Origin of the sequence: Pseudomonas sp. 22085 (assembly GCF_052045815.1) — a bacterium.
Taxonomy (GTDB): Bacteria; Pseudomonadota; Gammaproteobacteria; order Pseudomonadales; family Pseudomonadaceae; genus Aquipseudomonas; species Aquipseudomonas glycinae.
Genome location: NZ_JBQEQA010000016.1, coordinates 72599 through 99031, shown reverse-complemented (window position 1 = coordinate 99031; position 26433 = coordinate 72599). Strand labels below are relative to the sequence as shown.

General features: G+C 60.7%; 26 protein-coding genes and 1 other RNA gene. 22 read left to right on the top strand and 5 right to left on the bottom strand.

Annotated elements, in window-relative coordinates; genetic code table 11:
• The first annotated feature begins 228 nt into the window (after nucleotides 1-228).
• Nucleotides 229-1365, top strand: coding sequence for an acyl-CoA dehydrogenase family protein (locus ACTJK7_RS20200; RefSeq protein WP_108563217.1), 1137 nt, complete (start codon nucleotides 229-231; stop codon nucleotides 1363-1365).
• A gap of 105 nt (nucleotides 1366-1470) precedes the next feature.
• Here ACTJK7_RS20200 and ACTJK7_RS20195 read toward each other — a convergent pair whose 3' ends face one another.
• Entirely contained in the window at nucleotides 1471-2511 is a 1041-nt protein-coding gene (locus ACTJK7_RS20195; RefSeq protein ID WP_085655282.1) for an NADP(H)-dependent aldo-keto reductase, read from the bottom strand.
• Between the two features lie 244 nt (nucleotides 2512-2755).
• Here ACTJK7_RS20195 and rplM point away from each other — a divergent pair, with 244 nt between their 5' ends.
• The 7 genes from rplM to ACTJK7_RS20160 all read left to right on the top strand — a co-directional run bounded on the left by rplM (nucleotide 2756) and on the right by ACTJK7_RS20160 (nucleotide 7642).
• Nucleotides 2756-3184, top strand: a complete 429-nt coding sequence (gene rplM / locus ACTJK7_RS20190) for a 50S ribosomal protein L13 (RefSeq protein WP_003228062.1) — start codon at nucleotides 2756-2758, stop codon at nucleotides 3182-3184.
• A gap of 14 nt (nucleotides 3185-3198) precedes the next feature.
• Nucleotides 3199-3591 (top strand): 30S ribosomal protein S9, encoded by a 393-nt coding sequence (gene rpsI / locus ACTJK7_RS20185; RefSeq protein ID WP_007956794.1) that lies wholly within the window; start codon nucleotides 3199-3201, stop codon nucleotides 3589-3591.
• Between the two features lie 268 nt (nucleotides 3592-3859).
• Complete coding sequence (gene petA / locus ACTJK7_RS20180) at nucleotides 3860-4453, top strand: ubiquinol-cytochrome c reductase iron-sulfur subunit (protein ID WP_007917031.1); 594 nt, start codon at nucleotides 3860-3862, stop codon at nucleotides 4451-4453.
• Complete coding sequence (locus ACTJK7_RS20175) at nucleotides 4453-5664, top strand: cytochrome b (RefSeq protein ID WP_064383970.1); 1212 nt, start codon at nucleotides 4453-4455, stop codon at nucleotides 5662-5664. The genes petA and ACTJK7_RS20175 overlap by 1 nt, the downstream gene beginning before the upstream one ends.
• Nucleotides 5664-6446 (top strand): cytochrome c1, encoded by a 783-nt coding sequence (locus ACTJK7_RS20170; RefSeq protein ID WP_064383969.1) that lies wholly within the window; start codon nucleotides 5664-5666, stop codon nucleotides 6444-6446. Before ACTJK7_RS20175 ends, ACTJK7_RS20170 begins: the two co-directional genes overlap by 1 nt.
• Before the next feature lie 148 nt (nucleotides 6447-6594).
• Nucleotides 6595-7212 (top strand): glutathione S-transferase N-terminal domain-containing protein, encoded by a 618-nt coding sequence (locus tag ACTJK7_RS20165; protein WP_011335872.1) that lies wholly within the window; start codon nucleotides 6595-6597, stop codon nucleotides 7210-7212.
• A gap of 16 nt (nucleotides 7213-7228) precedes the next feature.
• Nucleotides 7229-7642 (top strand): ClpXP protease specificity-enhancing factor, encoded by a 414-nt coding sequence (locus ACTJK7_RS20160; RefSeq protein WP_064383968.1) that lies wholly within the window; start codon nucleotides 7229-7231, stop codon nucleotides 7640-7642.
• A gap of 50 nt (nucleotides 7643-7692) precedes the next feature.
• On the opposite strand, the gene ACTJK7_RS20155 is transcribed toward ACTJK7_RS20160, so the two are convergent.
• The 4 genes from ACTJK7_RS20155 to ACTJK7_RS20140 form a co-directional block, all read right to left on the bottom strand.
• Complete coding sequence (locus tag ACTJK7_RS20155; protein WP_064383967.1) at nucleotides 7693-8271, bottom strand: BON domain-containing protein; 579 nt, start codon at nucleotides 8269-8271, stop codon at nucleotides 7693-7695.
• Entirely contained in the window at nucleotides 8268-8861 is a 594-nt protein-coding gene (locus ACTJK7_RS20150; RefSeq protein WP_064383966.1) for a phosphoheptose isomerase, read from the bottom strand. Before ACTJK7_RS20150 ends, ACTJK7_RS20155 begins: the two co-directional genes overlap by 4 nt.
• A 101-nt stretch (nucleotides 8862-8962) precedes the next feature.
• Nucleotides 8963-9325 (bottom strand): YraN family protein, encoded by a 363-nt coding sequence (locus tag ACTJK7_RS20145; RefSeq protein WP_064383965.1) that lies wholly within the window; start codon nucleotides 9323-9325, stop codon nucleotides 8963-8965.
• Nucleotides 9325-11136 carry a penicillin-binding protein activator gene (locus tag ACTJK7_RS20140; RefSeq protein ID WP_108563213.1) on the bottom strand — a complete coding sequence of 604 codons (1812 nt, stop codon included), beginning with the start codon at nucleotides 11134-11136 and terminating at the stop codon, nucleotides 9325-9327. The genes ACTJK7_RS20145 and ACTJK7_RS20140 overlap by 1 nt, the downstream gene beginning before the upstream one ends.
• Nucleotides 11137-11313: 177 nt before the next feature.
• On the opposite strand from ACTJK7_RS20140, the gene rsmI reads away from it, so the two are divergent.
• From rsmI to ACTJK7_RS20070, 14 genes are all read left to right on the top strand, one after another.
• Complete coding sequence (gene rsmI, locus ACTJK7_RS20135; RefSeq protein ID WP_074690999.1) at nucleotides 11314-12219, top strand: 16S rRNA (cytidine(1402)-2'-O)-methyltransferase; 906 nt, start codon at nucleotides 11314-11316, stop codon at nucleotides 12217-12219.
• 73 nt (nucleotides 12220-12292) lie between these two features.
• An RNA gene (gene rnpB / locus ACTJK7_RS20130) (RNase P RNA component class A) lies at nucleotides 12293-12646 on the top strand.
• A gap of 402 nt (nucleotides 12647-13048) precedes the next feature.
• Nucleotides 13049-13504 carry a division/cell wall cluster transcriptional repressor MraZ gene (mraZ, locus tag ACTJK7_RS20125; RefSeq protein ID WP_007917012.1) on the top strand — a complete coding sequence of 152 codons (456 nt, stop codon included), beginning with the start codon at nucleotides 13049-13051 and terminating at the stop codon, nucleotides 13502-13504.
• Nucleotides 13501-14448 (top strand): 16S rRNA (cytosine(1402)-N(4))-methyltransferase RsmH, encoded by a 948-nt coding sequence (gene rsmH / locus ACTJK7_RS20120; RefSeq protein ID WP_064383963.1) that lies wholly within the window; start codon nucleotides 13501-13503, stop codon nucleotides 14446-14448. The genes mraZ and rsmH overlap by 4 nt, the downstream gene beginning before the upstream one ends.
• Nucleotides 14445-14738, top strand: a complete 294-nt coding sequence (ftsL, locus tag ACTJK7_RS20115) for a cell division protein FtsL (protein ID WP_007956777.1) — start codon at nucleotides 14445-14447, stop codon at nucleotides 14736-14738. Before rsmH ends, ftsL begins: the two co-directional genes overlap by 4 nt.
• Nucleotides 14738-16477, top strand: a complete 1740-nt coding sequence (locus ACTJK7_RS20110; RefSeq protein ID WP_170928985.1) for a peptidoglycan D,D-transpeptidase FtsI family protein — start codon at nucleotides 14738-14740, stop codon at nucleotides 16475-16477. Before ftsL ends, ACTJK7_RS20110 begins: the two co-directional genes overlap by 1 nt.
• The gene (locus ACTJK7_RS20105) at nucleotides 16477-17940 is read left to right on the top strand and encodes a UDP-N-acetylmuramoyl-L-alanyl-D-glutamate--2,6-diaminopimelate ligase (RefSeq protein ID WP_108563212.1); all 1464 of its coding nucleotides are present in this window, start codon (nucleotides 16477-16479) and stop codon (nucleotides 17938-17940) included. Before ACTJK7_RS20110 ends, ACTJK7_RS20105 begins: the two co-directional genes overlap by 1 nt.
• Nucleotides 17933-19300 carry a UDP-N-acetylmuramoyl-tripeptide--D-alanyl-D-alanine ligase gene (locus ACTJK7_RS20100; RefSeq protein ID WP_108563211.1) on the top strand — a complete coding sequence of 456 codons (1368 nt, stop codon included), beginning with the start codon at nucleotides 17933-17935 and terminating at the stop codon, nucleotides 19298-19300. Before ACTJK7_RS20105 ends, ACTJK7_RS20100 begins: the two co-directional genes overlap by 8 nt.
• Nucleotides 19300-20382, top strand: a complete 1083-nt coding sequence (gene mraY / locus ACTJK7_RS20095) for a phospho-N-acetylmuramoyl-pentapeptide-transferase (protein WP_015096766.1) — start codon at nucleotides 19300-19302, stop codon at nucleotides 20380-20382. Before ACTJK7_RS20100 ends, mraY begins: the two co-directional genes overlap by 1 nt.
• A 5-nt stretch (nucleotides 20383-20387) precedes the next feature.
• A complete protein-coding gene (gene murD / locus ACTJK7_RS20090; RefSeq protein WP_064383959.1) occupies nucleotides 20388-21734 on the top strand; it encodes a UDP-N-acetylmuramoyl-L-alanine--D-glutamate ligase in 1347 nt (448 codons plus the stop codon).
• On the top strand, nucleotides 21731-22948 hold the full coding sequence (ftsW, locus tag ACTJK7_RS20085; RefSeq protein WP_064383958.1) for a putative lipid II flippase FtsW: 1218 nt from the start codon (nucleotides 21731-21733) through the stop codon (nucleotides 22946-22948). The genes murD and ftsW overlap by 4 nt, the downstream gene beginning before the upstream one ends.
• The gene (gene murG, locus ACTJK7_RS20080) at nucleotides 22938-24008 is read left to right on the top strand and encodes an undecaprenyldiphospho-muramoylpentapeptide beta-N-acetylglucosaminyltransferase (protein WP_039766246.1); all 1071 of its coding nucleotides are present in this window, start codon (nucleotides 22938-22940) and stop codon (nucleotides 24006-24008) included. The genes ftsW and murG overlap by 11 nt, the downstream gene beginning before the upstream one ends.
• The gene (murC, locus tag ACTJK7_RS20075) at nucleotides 24001-25461 is read left to right on the top strand and encodes a UDP-N-acetylmuramate--L-alanine ligase (protein WP_011335862.1); all 1461 of its coding nucleotides are present in this window, start codon (nucleotides 24001-24003) and stop codon (nucleotides 25459-25461) included. Before murG ends, murC begins: the two co-directional genes overlap by 8 nt.
• Entirely contained in the window at nucleotides 25458-26432 is a 975-nt protein-coding gene (locus ACTJK7_RS20070; RefSeq protein WP_108563210.1) for a D-alanine--D-alanine ligase, read from the top strand. Before murC ends, ACTJK7_RS20070 begins: the two co-directional genes overlap by 4 nt.
• Nucleotide 26433: the final 1 nt, after the last annotated feature.

Sequence of the window (26433 nt, the reverse complement as noted above, 5' to 3'; positions counted from 1 at the left end):
TTGCATGAGAGTGGAAGCGAAAACCCGGTCGATCGCCAGGATGCTGACGCGCCGCAAGGGCGTGGAGACTTGCTTGGACATAATTCAACTTTTGTTTTTATAAGGGAAAGTGGTCACCAGACGGCTGGATCGTCTTATTTTTTGTCGGATGTGTCCAGTGTCCTGTATCGGAAGCGAGGCTTAGTCTCTGAAGGTCTGACCCCTCCAACAATAAAGAAAAGGTGACGCATGATTCCCAGAACCCTGTTCAGCTCCGAGCACGAATTGTTCCGCGACAGCGTACGAACATTCCTCGAAAAAGAGGCCGTGCCGTTCCATGGGCAATGGGAAAAACAAGGCTACATCGACCGCAAACTGTGGAACAAGGCAGGGGAGGCGGGGATGCTGTGCTCGCACCTGCCGGAGGAATACGGCGGGCTGGGGGCGGACTTTCTCTACAGTGCGGTGGTCATCGAGGAAGTGGGGCGGCTGGGCCTGACCGGCATCGGTTTCTCGCTGCATTCGGACATCGTTGCGCCGTACATCCTGCATTACGGCAGCGAGGCGCTGAAGCAGAAATACCTGCCGAAACTGGTGTCTGGCGAGATGGTTACGGCCATCGCAATGACTGAGCCGGGCGCCGGTTCCGACCTGCAAGGGGTCAAGACCACGGCGGTACTGGATGGCGACGAATATGTGATCAACGGTTCGAAAACCTTTATCACCAATGGCTTCCTGGCGGATCTGGTGATCGTCGTGGCCAAGACCGATCCCAAGGCCGGTGCCAAGGGCACCAGCCTGTTTCTGGTGGAGGCGAACACACCGGGCTTCGACAAGGGCAAACGCCTGGAGAAGGTCGGAATGAAGGCTCAGGACACGTCGGAATTGTTCTTCCAGGACGTGCGCGTGCCGAAGGAGAATCTCTTGGGTCAGGCCGGGGCGGGGTTTGCTTATCTGATGCAGGAACTGCCGCAGGAACGTCTGACCGTGGCGATTGGCGGCCTGGCTTCAGCCGAGGCGGCGCTGCAATGGACGCTGGATTACACCCGCGAGCGCAAGGCGTTCGGCAAGTCGATTGCCGACTTCCAGAATGCCCGCTTCAAACTGGCGGAAATGGCCACCGAGATACAGATCGGCCGGGTATTCGTCGACCGCTGCCTGGAGCTGCATCTGCAAGGCAAACTCGACGTGCCGACGGCGGCGATGGCCAAGTATTGGGGCACCGACCTGCAATGCAAGGTGCTCGACGAGTGCGTGCAACTGCATGGCGGCTACGGTTTCATGTGGGAATACCCGGTGGCCCGGGCCTGGGCGGATGCGCGGGTGCAGCGGATCTATGCCGGCACCAATGAAATCATGAAGGAGATTATTGCGCGGTCGCTGTAATGCAGCGTGATCGTTCCCACGCTCTGCGTGGGAATGCCGCCATGGACGCACTGCGTCCGCTTTGGGGGGCAGTCCACAGAGCGTGGGAGCGATCACCGGCGTGGATTACGGTGCCGGGTTCGGATGATCCTTGTGAATCGCTTCGATCCCTTCCAGCACTTCCTTCGACAGTTTCAGCTCGTAACTGGCGATATTGCTGTCCAGTTGCTCCAGTGTCGTCGCCCCGATGATGTTGCTGGTGACAAAAGGTTGCTGGTTCACAAAGGCCAGGGCCATCTGCGCCGGATCCAGGCCATGTTCACGGGCCAGTGCCACATAACGGCTGCAGGCCGCTTCCGATTGCGGGTTGAAATAGCGGCTGAAGCGGCTGTAAAGGCTCAGGCGGCCTTTTGGCGGGCGCGCCCCACCTTCGTACTTGCCCGACAGGAAACCGAACGCCAGCGGCGAATAGGCGAGCAGGCCGCATTGTTCACGGATGGCGATTTCCGCCAGTCCGATCTCGAAACTGCGGTTGAGCAGGTTGTACGGGTTCTGGATTGATACGGCGCGCGGCCAGCCACGGGCTTCGGCCAGGGCGAGAAAGCGCATGGTGCCCCATGGCGTCTCGTTGGACAGGCCGATGTGGCGGATCTTGCCGGCCTTCACCTGCTCGTCGAGTGCTTCGAGGGTGTCTTCAAGCGGAGTCAGATTGGCTTCGGTCTGGTGCTTGTAGCCCAGCTGTCCGAAAAAGTTGGTGCTGCGCTCCGGCCAGTGCAATTGGTAGAGGTCGATGTAGTCGGTCTGCAGACGCTTGAGGCTGGCGTCCACGGCCTCGGTGATGTGCTGGCGGTTGTGGCGCAGGTTCTTGTCGCGGATGTAGTCGATGGTGTTGCCGGGGCCGGCGATCTTGCTGGCGAGAATCCAGTCGGCGCGGTCGCCACGGCTCTTGAAGTAATTGCCGATGTAGCGCTCGGTGGTGGCGTAGGTGTCGGCTTTTGGCGGCACCGGGTACATTTCGGCAGTGTCGAGGAAATTGATCCCGGCCTCTTTTGCCCGTTCGATCTGGGCGAAGGCTTCAGCTTCAGTGTTTTGCTCGCCCCAGGTCATGGTGCCGAGGCAGATTGCACTCACGTTCAGGTCGGTACGGCCTAGCTGGCGATAGTCCATCGGGTGCTCCTTGGGCAAAACAAGCATAAAAGCAGGTTGAAATTTTTTTCGCAATCTGCATAATTGCCGACCTCTTTCTGCAGTGGAAGTGATGCCCCGCCGCCGAAGAATCTTGCCGTTGAACGGACGCGCCGACCCGAGCCCCCGAAAGCGTCTGTATCCGGCTGCCTTTGACTTGTCAAAGTACGCACTATTCAGTAAGATCCGCCGTCTTATTTACAGGCGGCCCCTGAGGCTATAAAGAATGAAAACTTTTACTGCTAAACCGGAAACAGTAAAGCGCGACTGGTTTGTCGTCGACGCTGCTGGTCAGACCCTGGGTCGTCTGGCCACCGAAATCGCGAGCCGTCTGCGTGGCAAGCACAAGCCTGAGTACACTCCTCACGTTGACACCGGCGACTACATCGTCGTAATCAACGCCGAGCAGATCCGTGTTACCGGCGCTAAAACCACTGACAAAATGTACTACTCCCACTCCGGTTTCCCGGGCGGTATCAAGTCGATCAACTTTGAAAAGCTGATCGCCAAGGCCCCTGAGCGCGTGATCGAGACCGCGGTTAAAGGCATGCTGCCTAAAAACCCACTGGGTCGCGACATGTACCGTAAGCTGAAAGTCTATGCGGGCGCTGCACACCCTCATACTGCTCAGCAGCCCCAAGAACTGAAGATTTAACGGAATAGTTCATTATGTCGGCGACTCAAAATTACGGCACTGGCCGTCGCAAGACCGCAACCGCACGCGTTTTCCTGCGTCCGGGTACTGGTAACATCTCCATCAACAACCGCTCCCTGGATACGTTCTTCGGTCGCGAAACTGCCCGCATGGTAGTTCGTCAGCCGCTGGAACTGACTGAGACTGTCGAGAAGTTCGACATCTACGTCACCGTCATCGGTGGTGGTGTAAGTGGTCAGGCTGGCGCAATCCGCCACGGCATCACTCGCGCTCTGATGGACTACGACGAAACCCTGCGTAGCGCTCTGCGCAAAGCTGGCTTCGTTACTCGCGACGCCCGTGAAGTTGAACGTAAGAAAGTTGGTCTGCGTAAAGCGCGTAAGCGTCCGCAGTACTCGAAGCGTTAATTTCGCTTCCACGTTCAAAAAGAACGCCCGATTCCTCACGGAACCGGGCGTTTTTTTATGCGTGCGATTTCTTGAATAATTGCGCTGTGACAACTTGCCACATTCGTAGACCCCCTATACTACAAGGCTTGAGGGCCAGCCCTCCGGGTAATTACCTTGTCAGAATTGGGGGTTTTCATTACCATTCGGCAAAATTTTTATAAGTACATAGTTTCAATTTAGTAGACGCCTGATTTAACAGGCCACAAAGCTGATGGGAGAGGACTGAATGAGCAATGACGGCGTGAATGCAGGCCGGCGTCGCTTCTTGGTAGCAGCCACATCCGTGGTGGGTGCTGCAGGAGCGGTGGGGGCTGCGGTCCCGTTCGTGGGGTCATGGTTTCCCAGTGCCAAGGCGAAGGCTGCCGGAGCACCGGTGAAAGTGAATGTCAGCAAAATCGAGCCAGGGCAGCAGATGATTGCTGAATGGCGCGGCCAGCCGGTGTTCATTGTCCGCCGTACCGAGGAAATCCTGGGGAATCTCAAGAAGATCGAGGGCCAGCTCTCCGATCCGACCTCCAAAAACTCCACGCAACCCACTTATGTCGACCCTGAAGTGCGTTCGATCAAGCCGGAAATCCTGCTGCTGATCGGGATCTGCACTCACCTGGGTTGCTCACCGACCTTCCGTCCCGAAGTGGCACCCGCGGATCTGGGCAAAGACTGGGTAGGCGGTTACTTCTGCCCTTGCCACGGTTCCCACTACGATCTGGCTGGCCGCGTCTACAAGTCGCAACCTGCGCCTTTGAACCTGCCAGTACCCCCGCATTCCTATGAGACCGATGACCTGATTGTCATTGGCGTCGATACGGAGAAAGCGTGATGAGCAAGTTCATGGATTGGGTTGATGCACGCTTCCCCGCCACCAAGATGTGGGAAGACCATCTCAGCAAGTATTACGCGCCAAAAAACTTCAACTTCTTTTACTTCTTCGGTTCGCTGGCGCTGCTCGTTCTGGTCAACCAGATCGTTACCGGTGTCTGGCTCACCATGAGCTACACCCCGTCGGCGGAAGAGGCGTTCGCCTCCGTCGAATACATCATGCGCGACGTCGAGTACGGTTCGATCCTGCGCCTGCTGCACTCCACCGGCGCTTCGGCGTTCTTCATCGTGGTCTATCTGCACATGTTCCGTGGCCTGCTCTACGGTTCGTACCAGAAACCGCGTGAGCTGGTGTGGGTCTTTGGCATGCTGATCTACCTGGCGCTGATGGCTGAAGCCTTCATGGGATACCTGCTGCCATGGGGCCAGATGTCCTACTGGGGCGCCCAGGTGATCATCTCGCTGTTCGGCGCGATCCCGGTCATCGGCAACGACCTGACCCAGTGGATCCGCGGTGACTACCTGATTTCCGGGATCACCCTGAACCGCTTCTTCGCCCTGCACGTGGTTGCGTTGCCGATCGTGATTCTCGGTCTGGTGGTGCTGCACATCCTGGCGCTGCACGAAGTCGGTTCGAACAACCCGGACGGCGTGGACATCAAGAAGCACAAAGACGAAAACGGTATCCCGCTGGACGGCATCGCTTTCCATCCGTACTACACCGTGAAAGATATCGTCGGCGTCGTGGTGTTCCTGTTCATCTTCTGCTTCATTGTGTTCTTCTTCCCGGAAATGGGCGGTTACTTCCTCGAAAAACCTAACTTCGAGCAGGCCAACCCGTTCAAGACTCCAGAGCACATTGCACCGGTCTGGTACTTCACTCCGTTCTACGCAATCCTGCGTGCGGTCCCTGACAAGCTCATGGGCGTTATCGCCATGGGGGCGGCCATTGCGGTGCTGTTCGTCCTGCCGTGGCTTGATCGCAGCCCGGTCAAATCGATGCGCTATAAAGGTTGGCTGAGCAAGATCTGGCTGGTGGTGTTCTGCATTTCGTTCGTGATCCTCGGCATTCTGGGCGTTCTGGCCCCGACGCCGGGCCGTACGCTGCTGTCGCAGGTCTGCACCTTCCTGTACTTCGCCTACTTCATTCTGATGCCGTTCTATACCAGGCTCGAGAAGACCAAACCGGTTCCGGAAAGGGTGACTGGCTGATGAAAAAGTTATTTTTTGCTCTGATTTTTGCTGCTCTGCCAGTGCTGTCTTTCGCCGCTGAACACGGTGGTCCGGAACTGGAAAAGGTCGACATCGACGTTTCCGACAAGGCTGCCCTGCAGGATGGTGCGCGTACTTTCGCCAACTATTGCATGGGGTGCCACAGTGCCAAGTTCCAGCGTTACGAGCGTGTTGCCGATGACCTCGGCGTTCCGCACGAAATGATGCTGGAGAAGCTGGTGTTCACTGGTGCCAAGATCGGCGATCACATGAACATCGGCATGCAACCGGCCGACGCCAAGACCTGGTTTGGTGCGGCGCCGCCGGACCTGACGCTGGTGGCTCGTGTTCGCGGCACCGACTGGCTCTACGGTTACCTCAGATCGTTCTACGAGGATCCTGCGCGCCCATGGGGTGTGAACAACAAGGTCTTCCCGAACGTCGGCATGCCTAACGTGCTGGTCGGCCTGCAAGGTCGTCAGGTCGTGGGTTGCAAGCAGGTACAGATCGTCGAGGACGGCAAGAAGCAATATGACCCGCTGACCGGTACGCCTCTGACTCATGAAGCGTGCGACCAGTTGACCATCGTGCCGAAAACCGGAACTCTCAACGAAGAGCAGTTCGATGAGAAGGTCAAGAATCTGGTAACCTTCCTGGCTTACTCGGCTAACCCGGTTAAGCTGCAACATCAGCGCATCGGTACTTACGTCTTGCTGTACCTGGCGTTCTTCTTTGTGTTCGCCTACCTGCTCAAGCGTGAATACTGGAAAGACGTGCACTGATAACGCTTCAAGCAATTGCTGTTAATCGCGCGCGCCCAAGGGCGCCTCTGAAAACGCAACGTCTGGTTCGCCAGCGGTTGCGGGAGGCGCCCTCTGGGCGCGCGCGTTTTTCCGGCTCCGACTATTTCAACAAGCGAGGAGGATCGCCATGGGCGTGACCAATCGGTTGGCCTGTTACTCCGACCCCGCCGACCACTATTCCCACCGAGTGCGCATCGTGCTTGCAGAGAAGGGTGTCAGCGCCGAAATCATTTTTGTGGAGGCTGGTCGTCAGCCGCCTAAACTGATTGAGGTGAACCCTTACGGCAGTCTGCCGACGCTGGTCGATCGTGACCTGGCGTTGTGGGAGTCGACCGTGGTGATGGAGTACCTGGATGAGCGTTACCCGCATCCGCCATTGATGCCTGTGTACCCGGTGGCGCGTGCCAACAGCCGTCTGCTGATTCATCGCATTCAGCGTGACTGGTGTGGTCTGGTGGATCTGATTCTGGATTCGCGCACCAAGGAAGCGGCGCGTGCGGTGGCGCGCAAGGAATTGCGTGAAAGCCTGACAGGCGTGTCGCCGCTGTTTGCCGACAAGCCGTTTTTCCTCAGTGAGGAACAAAGTCTGGTGGATTGCTGCCTATTGCCAATACTCTGGCGTTTGCCGATTCTGGGTATAGAACTGCCGCGGCCCGCCAAGCCGCTGCTTGATTATATGGAGCGCCAGTTTGCGCGTGAGGCATTCCAGGCGAGTCTGTCTGGTGTCGAACGCGACATGCGCTAAGGCTTAAGGAGCCGCTATGAACTCCAGTCGACCTTATCTGGTCCGCGCGCTCTACGAGTGGATTGTGGATAACGATTGCACCCCGCACATGCTGGTCAATTCCGAGTACCCGGCAGTGCAGGTGCCACAGGGATTTGCCAGTGACGGGCAGATCGTCCTGAACATTTCGCCAAGTGCCGTGCGGCACTTGCACATGGATAACGACGTGGTGACCTTCGAAGGGCGCTTCGGTGGCGTCCCGCACAGTCTGTACGTGCCGATTGCTGCAATCCTGGGCATCTACGCCCGGGAAAACGGTCAGGGAATGGTGTTCGATCTCGAGTCGCCGATGGATGACGAGGACGAGCTCGAGCAGGACGACGACGTTCCGCCACCGGACAGTGAGCCACCGCGCCCAAGCGGTCGGCCAAGCCTGAAAGTGGTGAAGTAATAAAAAAGGCGATCCGGTTGGATCGCCTTTTTTGTGCCTGCATTTTGCGGTCAGTCGATGTACTCGAACAGCTTCACAATTTTCTGCACACCGGAAACGCCTTGAACCAGGTTGGTCGCCTGGGCCGCTTCCTGTTTGGTCAGCAGGCCCAGCAGGTAAACGATGCCGTTCTCGGTCACGACCTTGATGCGCGAGCCGGGAATGCTGGCATCGGTGAGCATCTGGGTCTTGATCTTGGTGGTCAGCCAGGCATCGTTCTGGCGGGCCAGCAGGGAGGAGGGCTGCAACACTTGCAGTTCGTTGTGAACCTTCTTCACGCGTTGAACATTGGAGGCGGCCTGTTCGGCCTTCTCCTTGAGGTCTGCGCGCGGGGTCTGGCCGGCCAGCAGCACCACGCCATTGAAGCTGGTGACGACGATGTGCGAGTCGTTGTCCAGGGCCGGATCGGCCTTGGCCACGTTAACGCCAACTTTGGTTTCGATCAGCGAGTCATCGATCTTGCTGCCGAAAGTGCGGGTGCCGCGGTCGTCTTCGATCGGCGCTTCACGGCTGGCATTCACCACGGAGGTGCAGCCGCTGATGCCGAGGCACAGGGTCAAGGCCAGAAGGCCAAGGCGATGAGGGGTCATTCTTCACTCCCGAACAGTTGGCTGTCGATCAGATCGCAAAGGCAATGGATCGTCAGCAAGTGGACTTCCTGAATACGTGCGGTGACGTTGGCCGGTACGCGAATCTCGACATCTTCGGGCAGCAGCAGTGAAGCCATGCCTCCGCCATCGCGTCCGGTCAATGCTACGACAATCATTTCGCGATCATGTGCGGCCTGGATCGCCTGAATAATGTTCGCCGAGTTGCCGCTGGTCGAAATGGCCAGCAACACGTCACCCGGCTGACCGAGTGCGCGAATCTGCTTGGAGAACACTTCGTTATAGCTGTAGTCATTGGCGATCGAGGTGATCGTCGAGCTATCGGTGGTCAGCGCTATCGCAGGCAGGCTCGGGCGCTCGCGCTCGAAACGGTTGAGCAGTTCCGAGGAGAAGTGCTGGGCATCGCCGGCTGAGCCGCCGTTGCCGCACGAAAGCATTTTCCCCTCGTTGAGCAGGGCGTTGACCATCACCTGGCTGGCTTGCTCGATGTGCGGTGCAAGTACGTCCATCGCCTGTTGCTTGGTGTCGATGCTGGCCTGGAAAAGCTGGCGAATTCGGGATTGCATGTCCATCTGTGTGACCTTAATTAGCGCGGCTGTCCGGCACATGAATGTGCAGCCCGCAAAGCAAAGAGCAAAAGTGTTGAGTGAAAGTGTCCGGGGTGGAGCAGGCGTCAGCTGTCGAACGCATTCTGCAACCAGTTCAACTGACCCTGGTGGCTGTCGATAGCCACCACGTCGAAGCGACAGGGGGAATTGGCCCAACGTGATTCACGCTGAAGAAAATACTGTGCGGCGAAAATCAGTTTCTGCCGTTTGCGCCCATCGATGCTGTCGAGTGCGCCACCCCATTGAGTGTTCTTTCGGTAGCGGACTTCGACGAATACTACTGTATCGCCATCAAGCATGACCAGATCAAGCTCACCGCGTTTGCATAACCAGTTCTGCGCCAGCAGGCGCAGACCCTGGTGTTGCAGATGCTCGAGCGCCTGGCGCTCGGCATTCTTGCCGCTTTGCAGGTGTGACCTGTCGGGCATCAGCGAGGAGTGTCCGGCAGGCGCTGGATCTGACCGCTGACGAACTGCGCCCATGGCAACTGACGCACCACGCGCTGGGACTGGGTCATGCCCAGGCTGCCCGACTGACCTTCGATGCGGCTGTCCGGCAGTGCCTTGAGCTGGTCCAGGCGTGGTGCCAGGCGGTAGGCATCGACACCCATCGCGTACAGGCGACCCAGGCTGCCGGCGGCTTGGGGCCATTGCGCGGTGACCTGCTGACGCAGCGGATCACTGGTTTCCAGCAGCCACGGGGTTTCGCAGAAGCGCACGCCGTTCATGTCGTTGTACTGATTGACGTCACCGCTGGCGCTGAACACATGGGAGGTCGCGTAGACCGGCACGTCACCGGCGTACTGGAAGTTCAGGGTCGGCTTGATCTGCTGCGCCTGTTGCGGTGTCGCGGCGAGGAAGATGAATTCGATGTCCTGGCGACGCGAAGGCTGAGCGGCAACGTTGGTGCCGACGGCGTTCTGCAGACTCTTGGCACGGGCTTCGCTCTGACGCAGTTGGAACATGTCGGCGATTTGCTGGGCCAGTTGTACTGGCTGGTCAACGCGTTCGGTGGCGACGATGCTGCCGCCATTCGCTTGCCAGTCCTGGCTGAAGGCGCGCAGGACGCGGTCGCCCCATTCGCCTTTCGGCACCATGATTGCGGCGCGGTGCAGGCCGTCGGCGCGGGCGCGGCGGGAGACTTCGCGGGCTTCGTCTTCAGCCGCCAGGCCGAACTGGAACAACTGCGCCGGACCTTGATCGCCTTCGCTGTAGTTCAGGGCGAGGGTGGTGATCGGCAGTTGCGGGCGAGTGCTCAACTGTTTGACCAGCGGCTTCTCCAGCGGGCCGACGACGAGTTGCACGCCATCGGCCTGGGCCTTGCGATAGAACTCGTCGAGATTGGTCAGTTTCGAGCTGTCGTAGAACTCGATGGCCGGTGGTTTCTGGCCGGCTTGCTGAGCCTGATAGTGCGCGGCCATGAAGCCGTCACGCAGGGCCTTGCCGACCGAGGCCAGCTGGCCGTCCTGTGGCAACAGCAGGGCGATCTTGCTCAGGGGCTGGCTGGCCAGTTCCTTGAGTTTGGTCAGGGGAAGGGGCAGGTTGATCGCGGCTGGGTGCTTTGGATGCTGGTTGCGCCAGTTGTCGATGGCGGCTTGCTGCTGTTCCAGGGTGCCGGCGGTTTTCACCGCCAGGGCCAGGCTCATCCAGCCGCCGAGGTCATCGGTGGTGTTCGCTTGCAGTTGATCGGCCGGCAGCGACGCAATCAGGGTCCAGATCGCTTCGTGGTTCTTGCTGGCAGCTTCACCTTCCAGCATCGGCGCGATGAAGATGCGCTCGCGGGCTGCGGCCAGGGTCTGGCCGTCGGCTTCAAGGGCGCGGGCGTGAACCGTGCCGGCGCGAACTTGCAGCGGTACGGACAGTTCGCTCAGGCGTTGCAGGCTTGGATGGCTCAAGGCAGTCAGCGCGGCTTTCGGCTGATTGCGGGTCATGGCCAGTTCAGCAGACAGCGTGCTGGCGAATGCCTGCTGGCCCGGCTGGAGTTGTTCCATCGGCACTTGCTGCAGGATTTGCGCGGACTGTCCGGCATTGCCCTGGCGGTACGCCATGTCTGCCGCACTCAGGCGCAACAGCGCAGCCTTGTCCGGCGATTTGGCCTGGGCAGCCTGTTCGAGCAATTGCTCGATGGTGGCATCCGGGGTCCGTGGAAGTTCGCCAAGGCTGGAGGAAGGGGAGCTGGCGCAAGCCGCCAGCAAGGCAGCGAGGCAGAGGGCAGTGAACAGCCGCAGGCAAGCGATCATGTAAGTGTTCCTGATACTCGATCAAATTAGCGTCGAATTGTACCCAAGCACTGGCCGGGGCGCGATGTTACTGGCGTGAAACCGTCAATTTAGCTGATACAAAGAGTGCGCAGCCTCACAATGGTGCGACAAACCGTGTCCGACCCGAGCGCATCGTTCGACGTACTACGCGCTACAATGGCGGCTTTTACCGATCATGAGGTGTGCGCTTTGACTGCTCCAGGTCCTTTGAATTCCGCTGCGGGCTCGCTTTATGTGGTGGCGACGCCCATCGGCAACCTGGATGACATCAGCGCGCGGGCGTTGAAGATCCTGCGCGAGGTGGCGCTGATCGCCGCCGAAGATACGCGCCACTCGCAGCGCCTGATGCAGCACTTCGGCATCTCCACACCTCTGGCGGCCTGTCATGAACACAACGAGCGGGATGAAGGCAGTCGCTTCATAACTCGTCTGCTGGCGGGTGATAACGTTGCACTGATTTCCGATGCCGGTACGCCGCTGATTTCCGATCCGGGTTATCACTTGGTGCGTCAGGCGCGTGCCGCCGGGATCAATGTGGTGCCGGTGCCAGGTGCCTGCGCGTTGATCGCGGCGCTGTCGGCTGCTGGTCTGCCGTCTGATCGTTTCATCTTTGAAGGTTTTCTGCCGGCGAAGGCGGTGGGGCGCAAGGCGCGCCTTGAAGCCATCAAGGAAGAGCCGCGCACGCTGATTTTCTACGAGGCACCGCATCGCATTCTTGAATGCCTGCAGGATATGGAGGCGGTGTTCGGCGCTGATCGTCCTGCATTGCTCGCTCGTGAAATCACCAAGACCTTTGAAACACTCAAGGGATTGCCGCTGAGCGAGTTACGGGCATTCGTCGAGGCGGACAGCAACCAGCAACGCGGCGAATGTGTTGTGGTGGTGGCGGGCTGGACCGCGCCGGAGTCCGAAGACGCCGTCAGCAGTGAGGCGATGCGTATCCTCAATCTGTTGCTGGAAGAGATGCCGCTTAAGCGCGCGGCGGCCTTGGCAGCGCAAATCACCGGTGAGCGCAAAAACGTGCTGTATCAGGTGGCGCTGGATCAGCAAAAAGACGCGTAACCCGTCGCGCAGACCGGTTTGCGGGCTATTAGCGCTTGTTCTTCGGCCGCTCTGCCGTTAACCTGCGCGGCGGAGAGTCGATCGGACAGTCGCTGCCCTCTATGAAAATTAGGGGGGGGAGGAAAGTCCGGGCTCCATAGGGCGAAGTGCCAGGTAATGCCTGGGAGGCGTGAGCCTACGGAAAGTGCCACAGAAAATAACCGCCTAAGCGCTTCGGCGCCGGTAAGGGTGAAAAGGTGCGGTAAGAGCGCACCGCACGTCTGGCAACAGTTCGTGGCTAGGTAAACCCCACTTGGAGCAAGACCAAATAGGGTCCCAAGGCGTGGCCCGCGCTGGGACCGGGTAGGTTGCTAAAGATGTCCAGTGATGGCCATCGTAGACGAATGACTGTTCAAGACAGAACCCGGCTTACAGATCGACTCTCCACCTTTTTCTTTTCCCTGCTTGAATTAAAGGCGACAGGGCTGTTTATTATCAGCAGGCCTGCGCTGGAAACCGGCAGCGGCAAACGCAGTAATAGCCATTTCCCACCTTGCTTCAATCAACAGCAGAAGCGCTTTTGTAATACCGAAAAAATCTTACTCTTAACAAATCACTTTAACTTTCGAGCGCAGCTTTCAGTGCTGCTTCAAGTTATTGGATAAAAGCATCCGCCAGATTCTCGTTGCTCCTCCTTTTATGCTCCTAAATCTCCGTTCTGTAAGGGTTTTCCTTTAATCCGCGCCTTGACGGTGTGGTGGGCGCATTCCTATAGTGTGCGCAAGTGGCGGAAAGTGGCATGAAGTGGGTTTTTTGAGCTCAAAACGATAAAAATTGGAGAAACGCAGACGTGTTTCGCGGAGCTAACGCTATCAGTCTCGACGCAAAGGGCCGTCTCGCCATGCCGAGCCGGTACCGTGACGAGCTCGATTCGCGCAGTTCCGGCCAGTTGATCGTGACCATTGATGCCGTTGATCCGTGTTTGTGTGTCTACCCGCTCGATGAGTGGGAAATTATTGAAACCAAGTTGCGCGCGCTCCCTTCGCTTCGCGAAGAGAACCGTCGTCTGCAACGTTTACTGATTGGTAATGCCGTTGACCTCGAGCTCGACGGCAGTGGTCGTTTCCTGGTGCCGCCACGTCTGCGCGAATACGCGAAGCTCGACAAGCGCGCGATGCTGGTGGGCCAACTGAACAAGTTCCAGCTGTGGGACGAAGATGCCTGGAACGCGGTTTCTGCCGCTGACCTGGCTGCCATACAACAACCGGGCGCCATGCCTGACGAACTGCGTGATCTGATCCTGTGACTATTGATAGCGGCTTTAACCACATCACCGTACTGCTTGACGAAGCCGTCGAGGCTCTCGCCGTACGTCCTGATGGCTGCTATCTGGACGGCACGTTCGGGCGCGGCGGGCATAGCCGGTTGATCCTGAGCAAGCTCGGGCCGGACGGTCGGCTCATCGGATTCGACAAGGATCCTCAAGCGATTGCCACCGGGCAAACGCTAGCGGCCGAAGACGGCCGCTTTGTCGTTGTACAGCGCAGCTTTGCCGAGCTTGGTTCGGTGGTTGCCGAGCAGGGGCTGACAGGCAAGGTCAGCGGCATTCTGCTGGATCTGGGCGTGTCTTCGCCGCAGCTCGATGACGCCGAGCGCGGCTTCAGTTTCCTCAACGACGGCCCGCTGGACATGCGCATGGATCCGTCCCGTGGCATCAGCGCAGCCGAGTTCGTCAACACCGCGCCAGTGGAAGAAATTGCCCGTGTCTTCAAAGAGTACGGCGAAGAACGTTTCTCCGGTCGCATGGCCCGTGCCGTTGTCGAGCGCCGTGATGTCACGCCGTTCGAGCGCACCGCCGATCTGGCCGAAGTCCTGAAAGTCGCCAACCCGGCGTGGGAAAAGGGCAAGAACCCGGCAACCCGCGCTTTCCAGGGGCTGCGCATTCATGTCAACAACGAGTTGGGCGACCTGGAAGCAGGGCTTGAAGCCGCGCTCGAATGCCTGGAAGTGGGCGGCCGTCTGGTCGTGATCAGCTTCCACTCGCTGGAAGACCGTATTGTCAAACTGTTCATGCGCAAGCTGGTGAAAGGCGAAGCCGACAACCTGCCGCGCAATCTGCCGGTTCGCCACGTTGCGTTCGAACCGAAAATCAAAGTCCATGGCAAAGCGCAGACGGCCTCCGACGCCGAACTCAAAGCCAACCCACGTTCTCGTAGCGCCGTCATGCGTGTCGCGGAGAAGTTGCGGTGAGCAAGCTTTTCGCCAAGCCATTGCCCGGCGGCAGCTTTTTCATGCTGCTCCTGTTCATTGGCGTGCTCGTGTCGGCCATCGGCGTGTCTTACAGCGCCCACTGGAATCGGCAGTTGCTCAACACCCTGTACAACGAACTGAGCGTGCGCGACAAGGCGCAGGCCGAATGGGGGCGCCTGATCCTGGAGCAAAGTACCTGGACCGCCCACAGCCGGATTGAAGTGCTGGCCACCGAACAACTGAAGATGCACATCCCCGGCGCGGCTGACGTGAAGATGGTGGCGCCATGATGAAACTCGAAGGGGCACTCTTCCCGTGGCGCTTCCGTCTGGTGGTCGGTCTGCTGGGCATGATGGTGGCCGCGATCTGCTGGCGCATCATCGACCTGCAAGTGGTGGACCGCGACTTCCTTAAAGGCCAGGGCGATGCGCGCAGCGTCCGTCATATTCCTATTCCGGCGCACCGTGGCCTGATCACCGACCGTAATGGCGAGCCGCTGGCCGTCAGTACGCCGGTGACCACCCTGTGGGCCAACGCCAAGGAAATGCAGACCGCCAAAGAGAAGTGGCCGGCACTGGCCGCCGCGCTGGGGCAGGATCCGAAAGCCCTGGCCGAACGTCTCGAAGCCCAGGCCAACAAGGAATTCATTTATCTGGTGCGCGGGCTGACCCCCGAGCAGGGCCAGGCCGTGCTCGACCTGAAAGTGCCGGGCGTCTATGGCATCGAAGAGTTCCGCCGGTTCTACCCGGCCGGTGAAGTGACAGCGCACATGGTCGGGTTCACCGATATCGATGACCACGGTCGTGAAGGTGTCGAACTGGCCTACGATGAATGGCTGGCCGGCGTGCCCGGCAAGCGGCAAGTCATCAAGGATCGGCGCGGTCGGCTGATCAAGGATGTCCAGGTCACCAAAAACGCCAAGGCCGGCAAGCCCTTGGCGTTGTCGATTGACCTGCGTCTGCAATACCTGGCCAACCGCGAACTGCGCAACGCGATCATCGAGAACGGCGCGAAAGCCGGCAGTCTGGTGATCATGGACGTGAAAACCGGCGAGATCCTCGCCATGGTCAACCAGCCGACCTATAACCCGAACAACCGTCGCAACCTGCAACCGGCGATGATGCGTAACCGCGCGATGATCGACGTGTTCGAACCCGGTTCGACCATGAAAGCGATCTCGATGAGCGCCGCGATCGAAACTGGCCGCTGGAAGCCGAGCGACACCGTCGAGGTGTATCCGGGCTCCCTGCAGATCGGCAAGTACACCATCAAGGACGTATCGAAGACCGAAGGTCCGGTACTCGACCTGACCGGCATTCTGATCAATTCCAGTAACGTCGGCATGAGTAAGGTCGCGTTCGATATCGGCGGCGAAACCATTTTCCGCCTCGCACAGAAAGTCGGCCTCGGCCAGGACACCGGCCTCGGCTTCCCGGGCGAACGTGTCGGCAACCTGCCGAACTACCGTGAGTGGCGCAAGGCCGAGACCGCAACGCTGTCATACGGCTACGGTATTTCGGTGACCGCGATCCAGTTGGTGCACGCATTCTCGGCGCTGGCCAACAACGGTCGCCTCGCACCGCTGACCCTGATCAAAACCGACAAGGCGCCGCAGACCACCCAGGTGCTGCCGGAGGCCGTCGCGAAAACCATGCAAGGCATGCTGCAACAAGTGATCGAAGCCCCGCGCGGCGTGTTCCGCGCGCAGGTGCCGGCGTATCACGTGGGCGGCAAGTCCGGTACTGCGCGTAAAACGTCGGTCGGCACCAAGGGCTACGCCGAAAACTCTTACCGCTCGCTGTTCGCCGGTTTCGGCCCGATGAGCGATCCACGTTATGCAATCGTCGTGGTGATCGATGAACCGACCAAGGCCGGTTACTTCGGTGGTCTGGTCTCGGCGCCGGTGTTCAGCCGTGTGATGTCGGGCACCCTGCGCCTGATGAACGTCACCCCGGACAACCTGCCGACCACACAACAGGCCAACGCCACCCCGGCCGTTCCGCTGAAAGCCAATGGAGGGCGCGGCTGATGTCTCTGAGTCTGAACAAGATTTTCCCCCACGCCGGCCACGATCTGTTGATCCGTGAACTGGCGCTCGACAGTCGCAATGTACGCGCGGGTGACCTGTTCCTCGCGGTGCCGGGCGGCAAGTTCGATGGGCGTGCGCACATTGCCGACGCCTTGCAGCGCGGTGCTGCCGCCGTGGCCTATGAAGTGGAAGGCGCCACCGTGCTGCCGATCACCGAAGTGCCGCTGATTCCGGTCAAGGGCCTGGCAGCGCAGCTGTCGGACATCGCCGGGCGTTTTTACGGTGAGCCAAGTCATCACCTGAACCTGATCGGCGTTACCGGCACCAACGGCAAGACCAGCGTGACCCAACTGGTGGCGCAGGCGCTGGACCTGCTCGGCCAGCATTGCGGCATCGTCGGCACTTTGGGTTCCGGTTTCCACGGCTCGCTGCAAAGCGGCCTGCACACCACGCCGAATCCGATTGCCATGCAAGCGACTCTGGGCGACCTGAAAAAGGCCGGCGCCAAAGCCGTGGCCATGGAAGTTTCGTCTCACGGTCTGGATCAAGGCCGAGTTACCGCGCTGGCGTTCGACGTCGCAGTGATGACCAACCTGTCCCGTGATCACCTGGATTACCACGGCACCATGGAGGCCTACGCCGAGGCGAAGGCCAAGCTCTTCGCCTGGAATGACTTGAAGTGCCGCGTGGTCAACCTCGACGACGATTTCGGCCGGCAACTGGCCGCTGAAAAACGCGAGTCGCGACTGATTACTTACAGCCTGCTCGACAGCAGCGCCTATCTCTATGTGCGTGAAGCGCAGTTCGATGACCATGGCGTGCGAGCCACGCTGGTCACGCCGCAGGGCGAGCACCATCTGCGCAGCACGCTGCTCGGTCGTTTCAATCTGAGCAACGTGCTGGCCGCCGTCGGTGCGCTGCTCGGTCTCGACTACGCGCTCGACGAAATCCTTAAGGTATTGCCGAAACTCGAAGGCCCGGCCGGACGCATGCAGCGTCTCGGCGGCGGCACTCAGCCGCTGGTTGTGGTCGATTACGCGCATACCCCGGACGCCCTGGAAAAAGTACTGACCGCGTTGCGTCCGCACGTCAAAGGTCAACTGCTGTGCCTGTTCGGCTGCGGCGGTGATCGCGATCGCGGCAAGCGTCCGCTGATGGCCGAAGTGGTCGAGCGTCTGGCCGACCGCGTGCTGGTGACCGATGACAATCCGCGCACCGAAGACCCGGCGGTAATTTTCGATGACATCCGCGCCGGCTTCACGGCTGTGGATAACGTGACGTTCGTGGCCGGTCGCGGCCAGGCCATCGCACAACTGATTGCCGGTGCTTCGGCGGATGACGTGATCGTTCTGGCCGGCAAAGGTCACGAGGACTATCAGGAAATCAACGGCGAGCGCCATGCGTTTTCCGATCTGGTCGAGGCCGATCACGCCCTGACCGCGTGGGAGGTGGCCCATGCTTAAGGCCCTGAAACTCAGCGAACTGACCAACGCGCTCGACGCCCGTCTGATCAGCGCCGACGCCAGTTTTGACGGCGTGAGCATCGACAGCCGCGCGATCAAGGCTGGCCAACTGTTTATCGCCCTGACCGGCCCGCGTTTCGACGGTCATGACTATCTGAATGAAGTCGCCGCCAAAGGCGCCGTTGCGGCATTGGTCGAGCGCGAAGTCGCCGACAGCACGCTGCCGCAACTGCTGGTCAAGGACACCCGCCAGGCCCTCGGCCAGCTGGGGGCCTTGAACCGTGCCGCATTCACCAAGCCGGTCGCAGCCGTTACCGGTTCCAGCGGCAAGACCACGGTCAAGGAAATGCTTGCGAGCATCCTGCGCACGCGCGGCTCGGTGCACGCGACCCGTGGCAACCTGAACAACGACCTCGGCGTACCGCTGACCCTGCTCGAACTTGCCCCGGAACACAGCGCGGCAGTGATCGAACTGGGCGCCTCGCGTCTGGGTGAAATCGCCTACACCGTCGGGTTGACCAAGCCGCACGTAGCGATCCTCAACAACGCCGGAACCGCCCACGTCGGTGAGTTCGGCGGGCCGGAGAAAATCGTCGAAGCCAAGGGCGAAATCATCGAAGGACTGGCTTCCGATGGCGTCGCGGTGCTGAACCTCGATGACAAGGCGTTTGGTATCTGGAAGACCCGCGCTGCCGGTCGCAAAGTGCTGACTTTCGCATTGAGCAATACTCAGGCGGACTTCCATGCCAGCGACCTGGCCACCGATGCCCGCGGCTGCCCGGCGTTCAACCTGCACAGTCCTGAAGGTGTGGAACGGGTTCAACTGAACCTGCTCGGCACCCACAACGTCGCCAACGCCCTGGCCGCCGCCGCTGCCGCCCACGCTCTGGGCGTGTCGCTGTTCGGCATCGCCACCGGGCTTGGCGCGGTACAACCGGTCAAGGGTCGCACCGTCGCGCAACTGGCGAAAAACGGCATGCGCGTGATCGATGACACTTACAACGCGAACCCCACCTCGATGTGCGCGGCCGTTGATATACTCGCCGGCTTTTCCGGCCGCACCGTTCTGGTGCTCGGGGATATCGGCGAGTTGGGCGACTGGGCGGAGCAGGGGCACCGCGACGTGGGCGAATACGCCCGGGGCAAGGTTTCCGCGCTATACGCCGTCGGGCCGAACATGGTCCACGCCGTGAACGCATTCGGTAACGAGGCGCATCACTTCGGCACACAGGCCGAACTGATCCAGGCCCTCGCCGCCGAGCAGGACACAAACACCACCATTTTGATCAAGGGTTCGCGCAGCGCAGCGATGGAAAACATCGTTGCGGCCCTGTGCGGGTCCAGTCTGGAGAAACATTAATGCTGCTGCTGCTAGCGGAGTATCTGCAACAGTTCTACAAAGGCTTCGCGGTCTTCCAGTACCTGACCCTGCGCGGGATCCTCGGTGTGCTGACCGCGCTGGTCTTGTCGCTGTGCTACGGCCCGTGGATGATCCGCACCCTGCAGAACCGTCAGATCGGCCAGTCCGTTCGTAACGACGGCCCGCAATCGCACCTGTCCAAATCCGGTACGCCGACCATGGGTGGCGCGCTGATTCTGTCGTCCATCGGCGTCAGCACGCTGCTGTGGGCTGACCTGAGCAACCGCTACGTGTGGGTCGTGCTGCTGGTGACCCTGCTGTTCGGCGCCATCGGCTGGGTCGACGACTACCGCAAGGTCATCGAGAAGAACTCTCGTGGTCTGCCGAGCCGCTGGAAATATTTCTGGCAGTCGGTGTTCGGCCTCGGTGCGGCGATCTTCCTTTATATGACTGCTGCCACTCCGGTGGAAACCACCCTGATTTTGCCAATGCTCAAGGACTACAGCATTCCGCTGGGCGCAGGCTTCATCGTGCTGACGTACTTTGTGATCGTCGGTTCGAGCAACGCGGTCAACCTCACCGACGGCCTCGATGGCCTGGCGATCATGCCGACAGTGATGGTCGGTGGTGGCCTGGGCATCTTCTGCTACCTGTCGGGTAACGTGAAATTTGCCGAATACCTGTTGATCCCTTATGTACCGGGCGCAGGCGAGCTGATCGTGTTCTGCGGCGCGCTGATCGGTGCCGGCCTGGGCTTCCTGTGGTTCAACACTTACCCTGCGCAAGTCTTCATGGGTGACGTCGGCGCACTGGCGCTGGGCGCTGCCCTGGGCACCATCGCGGTGATCGTCCGTCAGGAAATCGTCCTGTTCATCATGGGCGGCGTGTTCGTGATGGAAACCCTGTCAGTCGTCATTCAGGTTGCGTCCTTTAAGCTGACCGGTCGCCGTGTGTTCCGCATGGCGCCGATTCACCACCACTTTGAACTCAAGGGCTGGCCCGAGCCGCGCGTGATCGTCCGTTTCTGGATCATCACCGTGATTCTCGTGCTGATCGGCCTTGCCACCCTGAAGCTGAGGTAGAACGAGTGTCTCTGATCGCTTCTGACCACTTCCGCATCGTTGTCGGCCTCGGCAAGAGCGGCATGTCCCTGGTTCGCTTCCTGGCGAACCGGGGCGTGGCGTTTGCCGTGGCCGACACGCGGGAAAATCCACCGGAACTGGCCACGCTCCAGCGTGACTATCCGCACGTGGAAGTGCGTTGTGGCGAGCTGGACGTCGAGTTCCTGTGCCGTGCCGACGAGCTCTACGTGAGCCCCGGCCTGGCGCTGGCGACCCCGGCCCTGCAAGCCGCCGCGGCCCGTGGCGTGAAGCTGTCCGGCGATATCGAGCTGTTCGCGCGTAACGCGAAGGCGCCGATCGTGGCCATCAGCGGTTCCAACGCGAAAAGCACTGTCACCACCCTGGTCGGCGAGATGGCGGCTGCGGCCGGCAAGCGCGTGGCCGTGGGCGGCAACCTCGGTACGCCGGCGCTGGATCTGCTCAGCGATGACGTCGAGCTGTACGTGATGGAGCTGTCGAGCTTCCAGCTGGAAACCACCGACCAGCTCAACGCCGAAGTGGCCACCGTGCTCAACATCAGCGAAGACCACATGGACCGTTACAGCGGTCTGCCGGCCTATCACCTGGCCAAACACCGGATCTTCCGGGGTGCGAAGCAGTTCGTGGTCAACCGTCAGGATGCGTTGACCCGTCCGCTGATGGGCGAGGGCCAGCCGTGCTGGACCTTCGGCCTGACCCAACCGGATTTCAAGGCGTTCGGTCTGCGCGAAGAGAATGGCGAGAAGTACCTGGCCTTCGAATTCCAGAACCTGATGCCGGTGCGCGAATTGAAGATTCGCGGCGCCCACAACCAGTCCAACGCCCTGGCGGCGCTGGCGCTCGGCCACGCGGTCGGGCTGCCGTTCGACGCCATGCTGGCGGCGCTGCGCACCTTCGCCGGCCTCGAACACCGTTGCCAGTGGGTACGTGAGCTGGACGGCGTCGGTTACTACAACGATTCCAAGGCCACCAACGTCGGCGCCGCACTGGCGGCCATCGAAGGTCTGGGCGCGGACATCGACGGCAAGGTCGTGCTGATCGCCGGTGGCGACGGCAAGGGTGCCGACTTCAAGGACCTGCGCGATCCGGTGGCGGCCCATTGTCGCGCCGTGATCCTGATGGGCCGCGACTCCGACAGGATCGGCGAAGCCATTGGCGATGCCGTGCCGCTGATTCGCGCCACTACGCTGGTCGACGCGGTCGCCCAATGCCGCGCCGCTGCCCAACCGGGTGACGTGGTGCTGCTGTCGCCGGCCTGCGCCAGTTTCGACATGTTCAAGAACTACGAAGACCGTGGTCACCAGTTCGTCCGCGCCGTGGAGGATCTGGCATGAGCTTGAGAAACATCATCAAGCCATACCCGTCGCCGCTCATTACCGGACGCGGAATCGACCTCGACTTCCCGATGCTCGCCGGTTGCCTGGCGTTGCTCGGTCTGGGCCTGATCATGATCGCCTCGGCCTCCACCGAAGTAGCGGCCGTGCAGTCGGGCAGCCCGCTGTATTACATGATTCGTCACCTGATCTACGTGGTGCTCGGCCTGGGTGCCTGCATCGTCACGATGATGATCCCGATCGCCACCTGGCAGCGCCTGGGCTGGATGATGCTGATCGGTGCTTTCGGCCTGCTGGTGATGGTGATCATTCCGGGGATCGGCCGTGAGGTGAACGGTTCGATGCGCTGGATCGGTTTCAGCTTCTTCAACGTGCAGCCGTCCGAAATCGCCAAGGTGTTCGTGGTGATTTACCTCGCCGGTTACCTGGTGCGTCGCCAGAAAGAAGTGCGCGAGAGCTGGATGGGCTTCTTCAAGCCGTTCATCGTGCTGCTGCCGATGGCGGGCCTGCTGCTGATGGAGCCGGACTTCGGTGCCACCGTCGTGATGATGGGCGCGGCGGCGGCGATGCTGTTCCTCGGCGGGGTCGGGCTGTTCCGGTTCTCGCTGATGGTGGTACTGGCCGTCGGTGCGGTGGTGTTGCTGATCCAGATGCAGCCGTACCGGATGGCGCGTCTGACCAACTTCGCCGACCCGTGGGCCGACCAGTTCGGTGCCGGTTATCAATTGTCGCAAGCCTTGATCGCGTTCGGTCGCGGTGAATGGCTGGGCGTTGGCCTGGGCAACAGCGTGCAGAAGCAGTTCTATCTGCCGGAAGCCCACACCGACTTCGTGTTCTCGGTGCTGGCTGAAGAGCTCGGCGCCGTGGGTTCGCTGTGCACCGTGGCGCTGTTCGTGTTCGTGTGTATTCGCGGCATGTACATCGGTCTTTGGGCCGAGAAAGCCAAACAGTTTTTTGCCGCTTATGTTGCCTATGGTCTGTCGTTCCTGTGGATCGGCCAGTTCCTGATCAACATCGGCGTGAACGTCGGTCTGCTGCCGACCAAGGGCCTGACCTTGCCGTTCCTCAGTTACGGCGGCAGTTCCCTGGTGATCTGCTGCGCCTGCCTTGGCCTGTTGCTGAGGATCGAGTGGGAGAGCCGGACCCACCTGGGCAGTGAAGAGATGGAATTCCATGAGAGCGACTTCGCCGAGGAGCCGAACCATGGGCGCTAACGTATTGATCATGGCCGGCGGCACCGGTGGCCACGTGTTCCCGGCGCTGGCCTGTGCCCGCGAATTCCAGGCACGCGGCTACACCGTGCACTGGCTCGGTACGCCGCGCGGGATCGAGAACGATCTGGTGCCGGCGGCAGGTATTGAACTGCACCGCATCAACGCCACTGGCCTGCGTGGCAAGGGCAAGCTGTCGCTGCTCAAGGCGCCGTTCATGCTGCTGAAATCGGTATGGCAGGCGCGGGCGATCATTCGCCGCTTGCGTCCGGTGTGCGTGGTCGGATTCGGCGGCTATGTGACCGGTCCCGGTGGTCTTGCCGCCAAACTGGCCGGCGTGCCGGTGATCGTTCATGAGCAGAACGCCGTGGCCGGCACCGCCAATCGGTTGCTGGTGCCGTTCGCCGCCCGGGTGTGTGAAGCGTTCCCCGACACCTTTACCCTGTCGGACAGCCGCCGTACCACCGGTAACCCGGTGCGCAGCGAGCTGTTCCTCGAAACACCGCGCCCGGCCCTGGCCGGACGCAAGGCGCGTTTGCTGATCCTGGGCGGAAGCCTGGGCGCAGAGCCGTTGAACAAGTTGCTGCCTGAAGCCCTGGCACAAGTCGCTGCCGACTTGCGTCCGGAAGTGTTCCATCAGGCGGGCAGAAACCACGATGAAGTGACTGCAGAGCGCTACCGCGCCGCCGGCGTGGACGCGCAGGTGCAGCCGTTCATCAAAGACATGGCCCAGGCCTATGGCTGGGCTGACCTGGTGGTGTGCCGCGCCGGCGCATTGACCATCAGTGAACTGGCCGCCGCCGGTCTGCCCTCGATGCTGGTGCCCTTGCCCCACGCGATCGACGATCACCAGACTCGCAACGCCGATTATTTGGCCCGTGAAGGCGCTGCCTTCCTGATGCCGCAAAGAACGACTGGCGCCGCGGACCTTGCCGCGCGCCTGACAGAGGTCTTGATGCAACCGCAACGACTCGAACAAATGGCCCAAGCGGCCCGCCGTCTGGCGAAACCCGAAGCCACCCGTAGCGTGGTCGATACCTGTCTGGAGGTGGCCCATGGTTGAGAATCAGAAAGCCATGCCGCAACCGGAAATGCGCCGCATCCGTCGCATCCATTTCGTCGGCATCGGCGGCGTGGGCATGTGCGGTATCGCCGAAGTGCTGCTGAACCTGGGCTATGAAGTGTCCGGTTCGGACCTGAAAGCTTCGCCGGTGACCGAGCGCCTGGAATCCTTCGGTGCGCAGATCTTCATCGGCCACCGTGCCGAGAACGCCGCTGCCGCCGATGTGCTGGTGGTGTCGAGCGCCGTCAACACCTCCAACCCGGAAGTCGCAACTGCGCTGGAACGCCGGATCCCGGTGGTGCCGCGTGCCGAAATGCTCGCCGAACTGATGCGCTACCGCCACGGCATCGCCGTCGCCGGTACCCATGGCAAAACCACCACCACCAGCCTGATCGCTTCGGTGTTCGCGGCCGGTGGCCTGGATCCGACCTTCGTCATCGGTGGTCGTTTGAATGCTGCGGGCACCAATGCCCAGCTCGGCACCAGCCGTTACCTGATCGCCGAAGCCGATGAAAGCGACGCAAGCTTCCTGCATCTGCAACCGCTGGTGGCCGTGGTCACCAACATCGACGCCGACCACATGGCGACCTACGACGGTGACTTCAACAAGCTGAAGAAAACCTTCGTCGAGTTCCTGCACAACCTGCCGTTCTACGGTCTGGCGGTGATGTGCCTGGACGATCCGGTGGTGCGTGAAATCCTGCCGCTGGTCAAGCGTCCGACCGTGACCTATGGCTTCAGCGAAGACGCCGACGTGCGCGCGATCAATGTTCGTCAGCAGGGCATGCAGACCTTCTTTACCGTGCTGCGCCCTGATCGCGAGCCTCTTGATGTGTCCGTGAACATGCCGGGCAATCACAACGTGCTCAATTCCCTGGCGACCATCTGCATCGCCACCGACGAAGGCGTCAGCGACGAGGCCATCGTCCAGGGCCTGTCCGGCTTCCAGGGTGTCGGCCGACGCTTCCAGGTCTACGGCGAACTGCCGGTGGACGGCGGTAACGTGATGCTGGTCGACGACTACGGTCATCACCCGACCGAAGTGGCAGCAGTCATCAAAGCCGTGCGTGGTGGCTGGCCGGAGCGCCGTCTGGTGATGGTCTACCAGCCGCACCGTTACAGCCGCACCCGCGACCTGTACGACGATTTCGTCAATGTACTGGCCGATGCCAACGTGCTGTTGCTGATGGAAGTCTATCCGGCCGGCGAAGAGCCGATCCCGGGGGCCGACAGCCGCAAACTGTGCAACAGCATCCGCCAGCGCGGTCAGCTCGATCCGATCTACATCGAGCGCGGCGTCGATCTGGCGCCGCTGGTCAAGCCGCTGCTGCGCGCCGGCGACATTCTGTTGTGCCAGGGCGCCGGTGATATCGGCGGCCTCGCACCGAAACTGTTGAAAAGCGAGTTGTTCGCCGGTGCCGTGGCGGCATCGGTCGAGGGGAAGTTGAAATGACTGCTGCCTACGCCAACCTGTTCTCCACCATCGCCCCGAAGGATTTCGGCCGGGTGGCCGTGCTGTTCGGTGGCCTGAGTGCCGAGCGTGAAGTCTCGCTGAAGTCCGGCAACGCCGTGCTCACCGCGCTGCAAAGCGCGGGTGTGGACGCGTTCGGCATCGACGTCGGTGCCGATATCCTGCAGCGCCTGCTGAGCGAAAAGATCGACCGTGCGTTCATCATCCTCCACGGTCGCGGCGGTGAAGACGGCAGCATGCAAGGCCTGCTCGAAGTGGCCGGCATTCCGTACACCGGCAGTGGCATCCTGGCTTCGGCACTGGCGATGGACAAGCTGCGCACCAAGCAGGTCTGGCACACGCTCGGGATTCCGACGCCGCGTCACGCCGTGCTGCGCAGCGAGGCCGATTGTATTTCGGCAGCGACGGAACTGGGCTTCCCTTTGATCGTCAAACCGGCGCATGAAGGTTCAAGTATCGGGATGGCCAAAGTGAGTTCTGCGTCCGAGTTGATCGACGCATGGAAAGCGGCCAGTACCTACGATTCGCAAGTGTTGGTCGAGCAATGGATCCACGGTCCGGAGTTCACCATCGCCACCCTGCGTGACCAGGTGTTGCCTCCTATCGCCCTGGGTACGCCACACACGTTCTACGACTACGACGCCAAGTACATCGCCAACGATACCCAGTATCGGATTCCGTGCGGGCTCGATGCCACCAAGGAAAAAGAACTCATGGACCTCACGGCGCAAGCCTGCGAGGCGCTGGGTATTGCCGGTTGGGGCCGGGCGGACGTGATGCAGGACGCCGACGGCAAATTCTGGTTCCTGGAAGTCAACACCGCTCCCGGCATGACCGACCACAGCCTGGTACCGATGGCGGCGAAAGCGGCCGGTCTGGATTTCCAGCAGCTGGTCCTGGCCATTCTGGCCGCCAGTGTCGATGCCGACGGCAAGAAAGAGGCGCGAGGTTAAG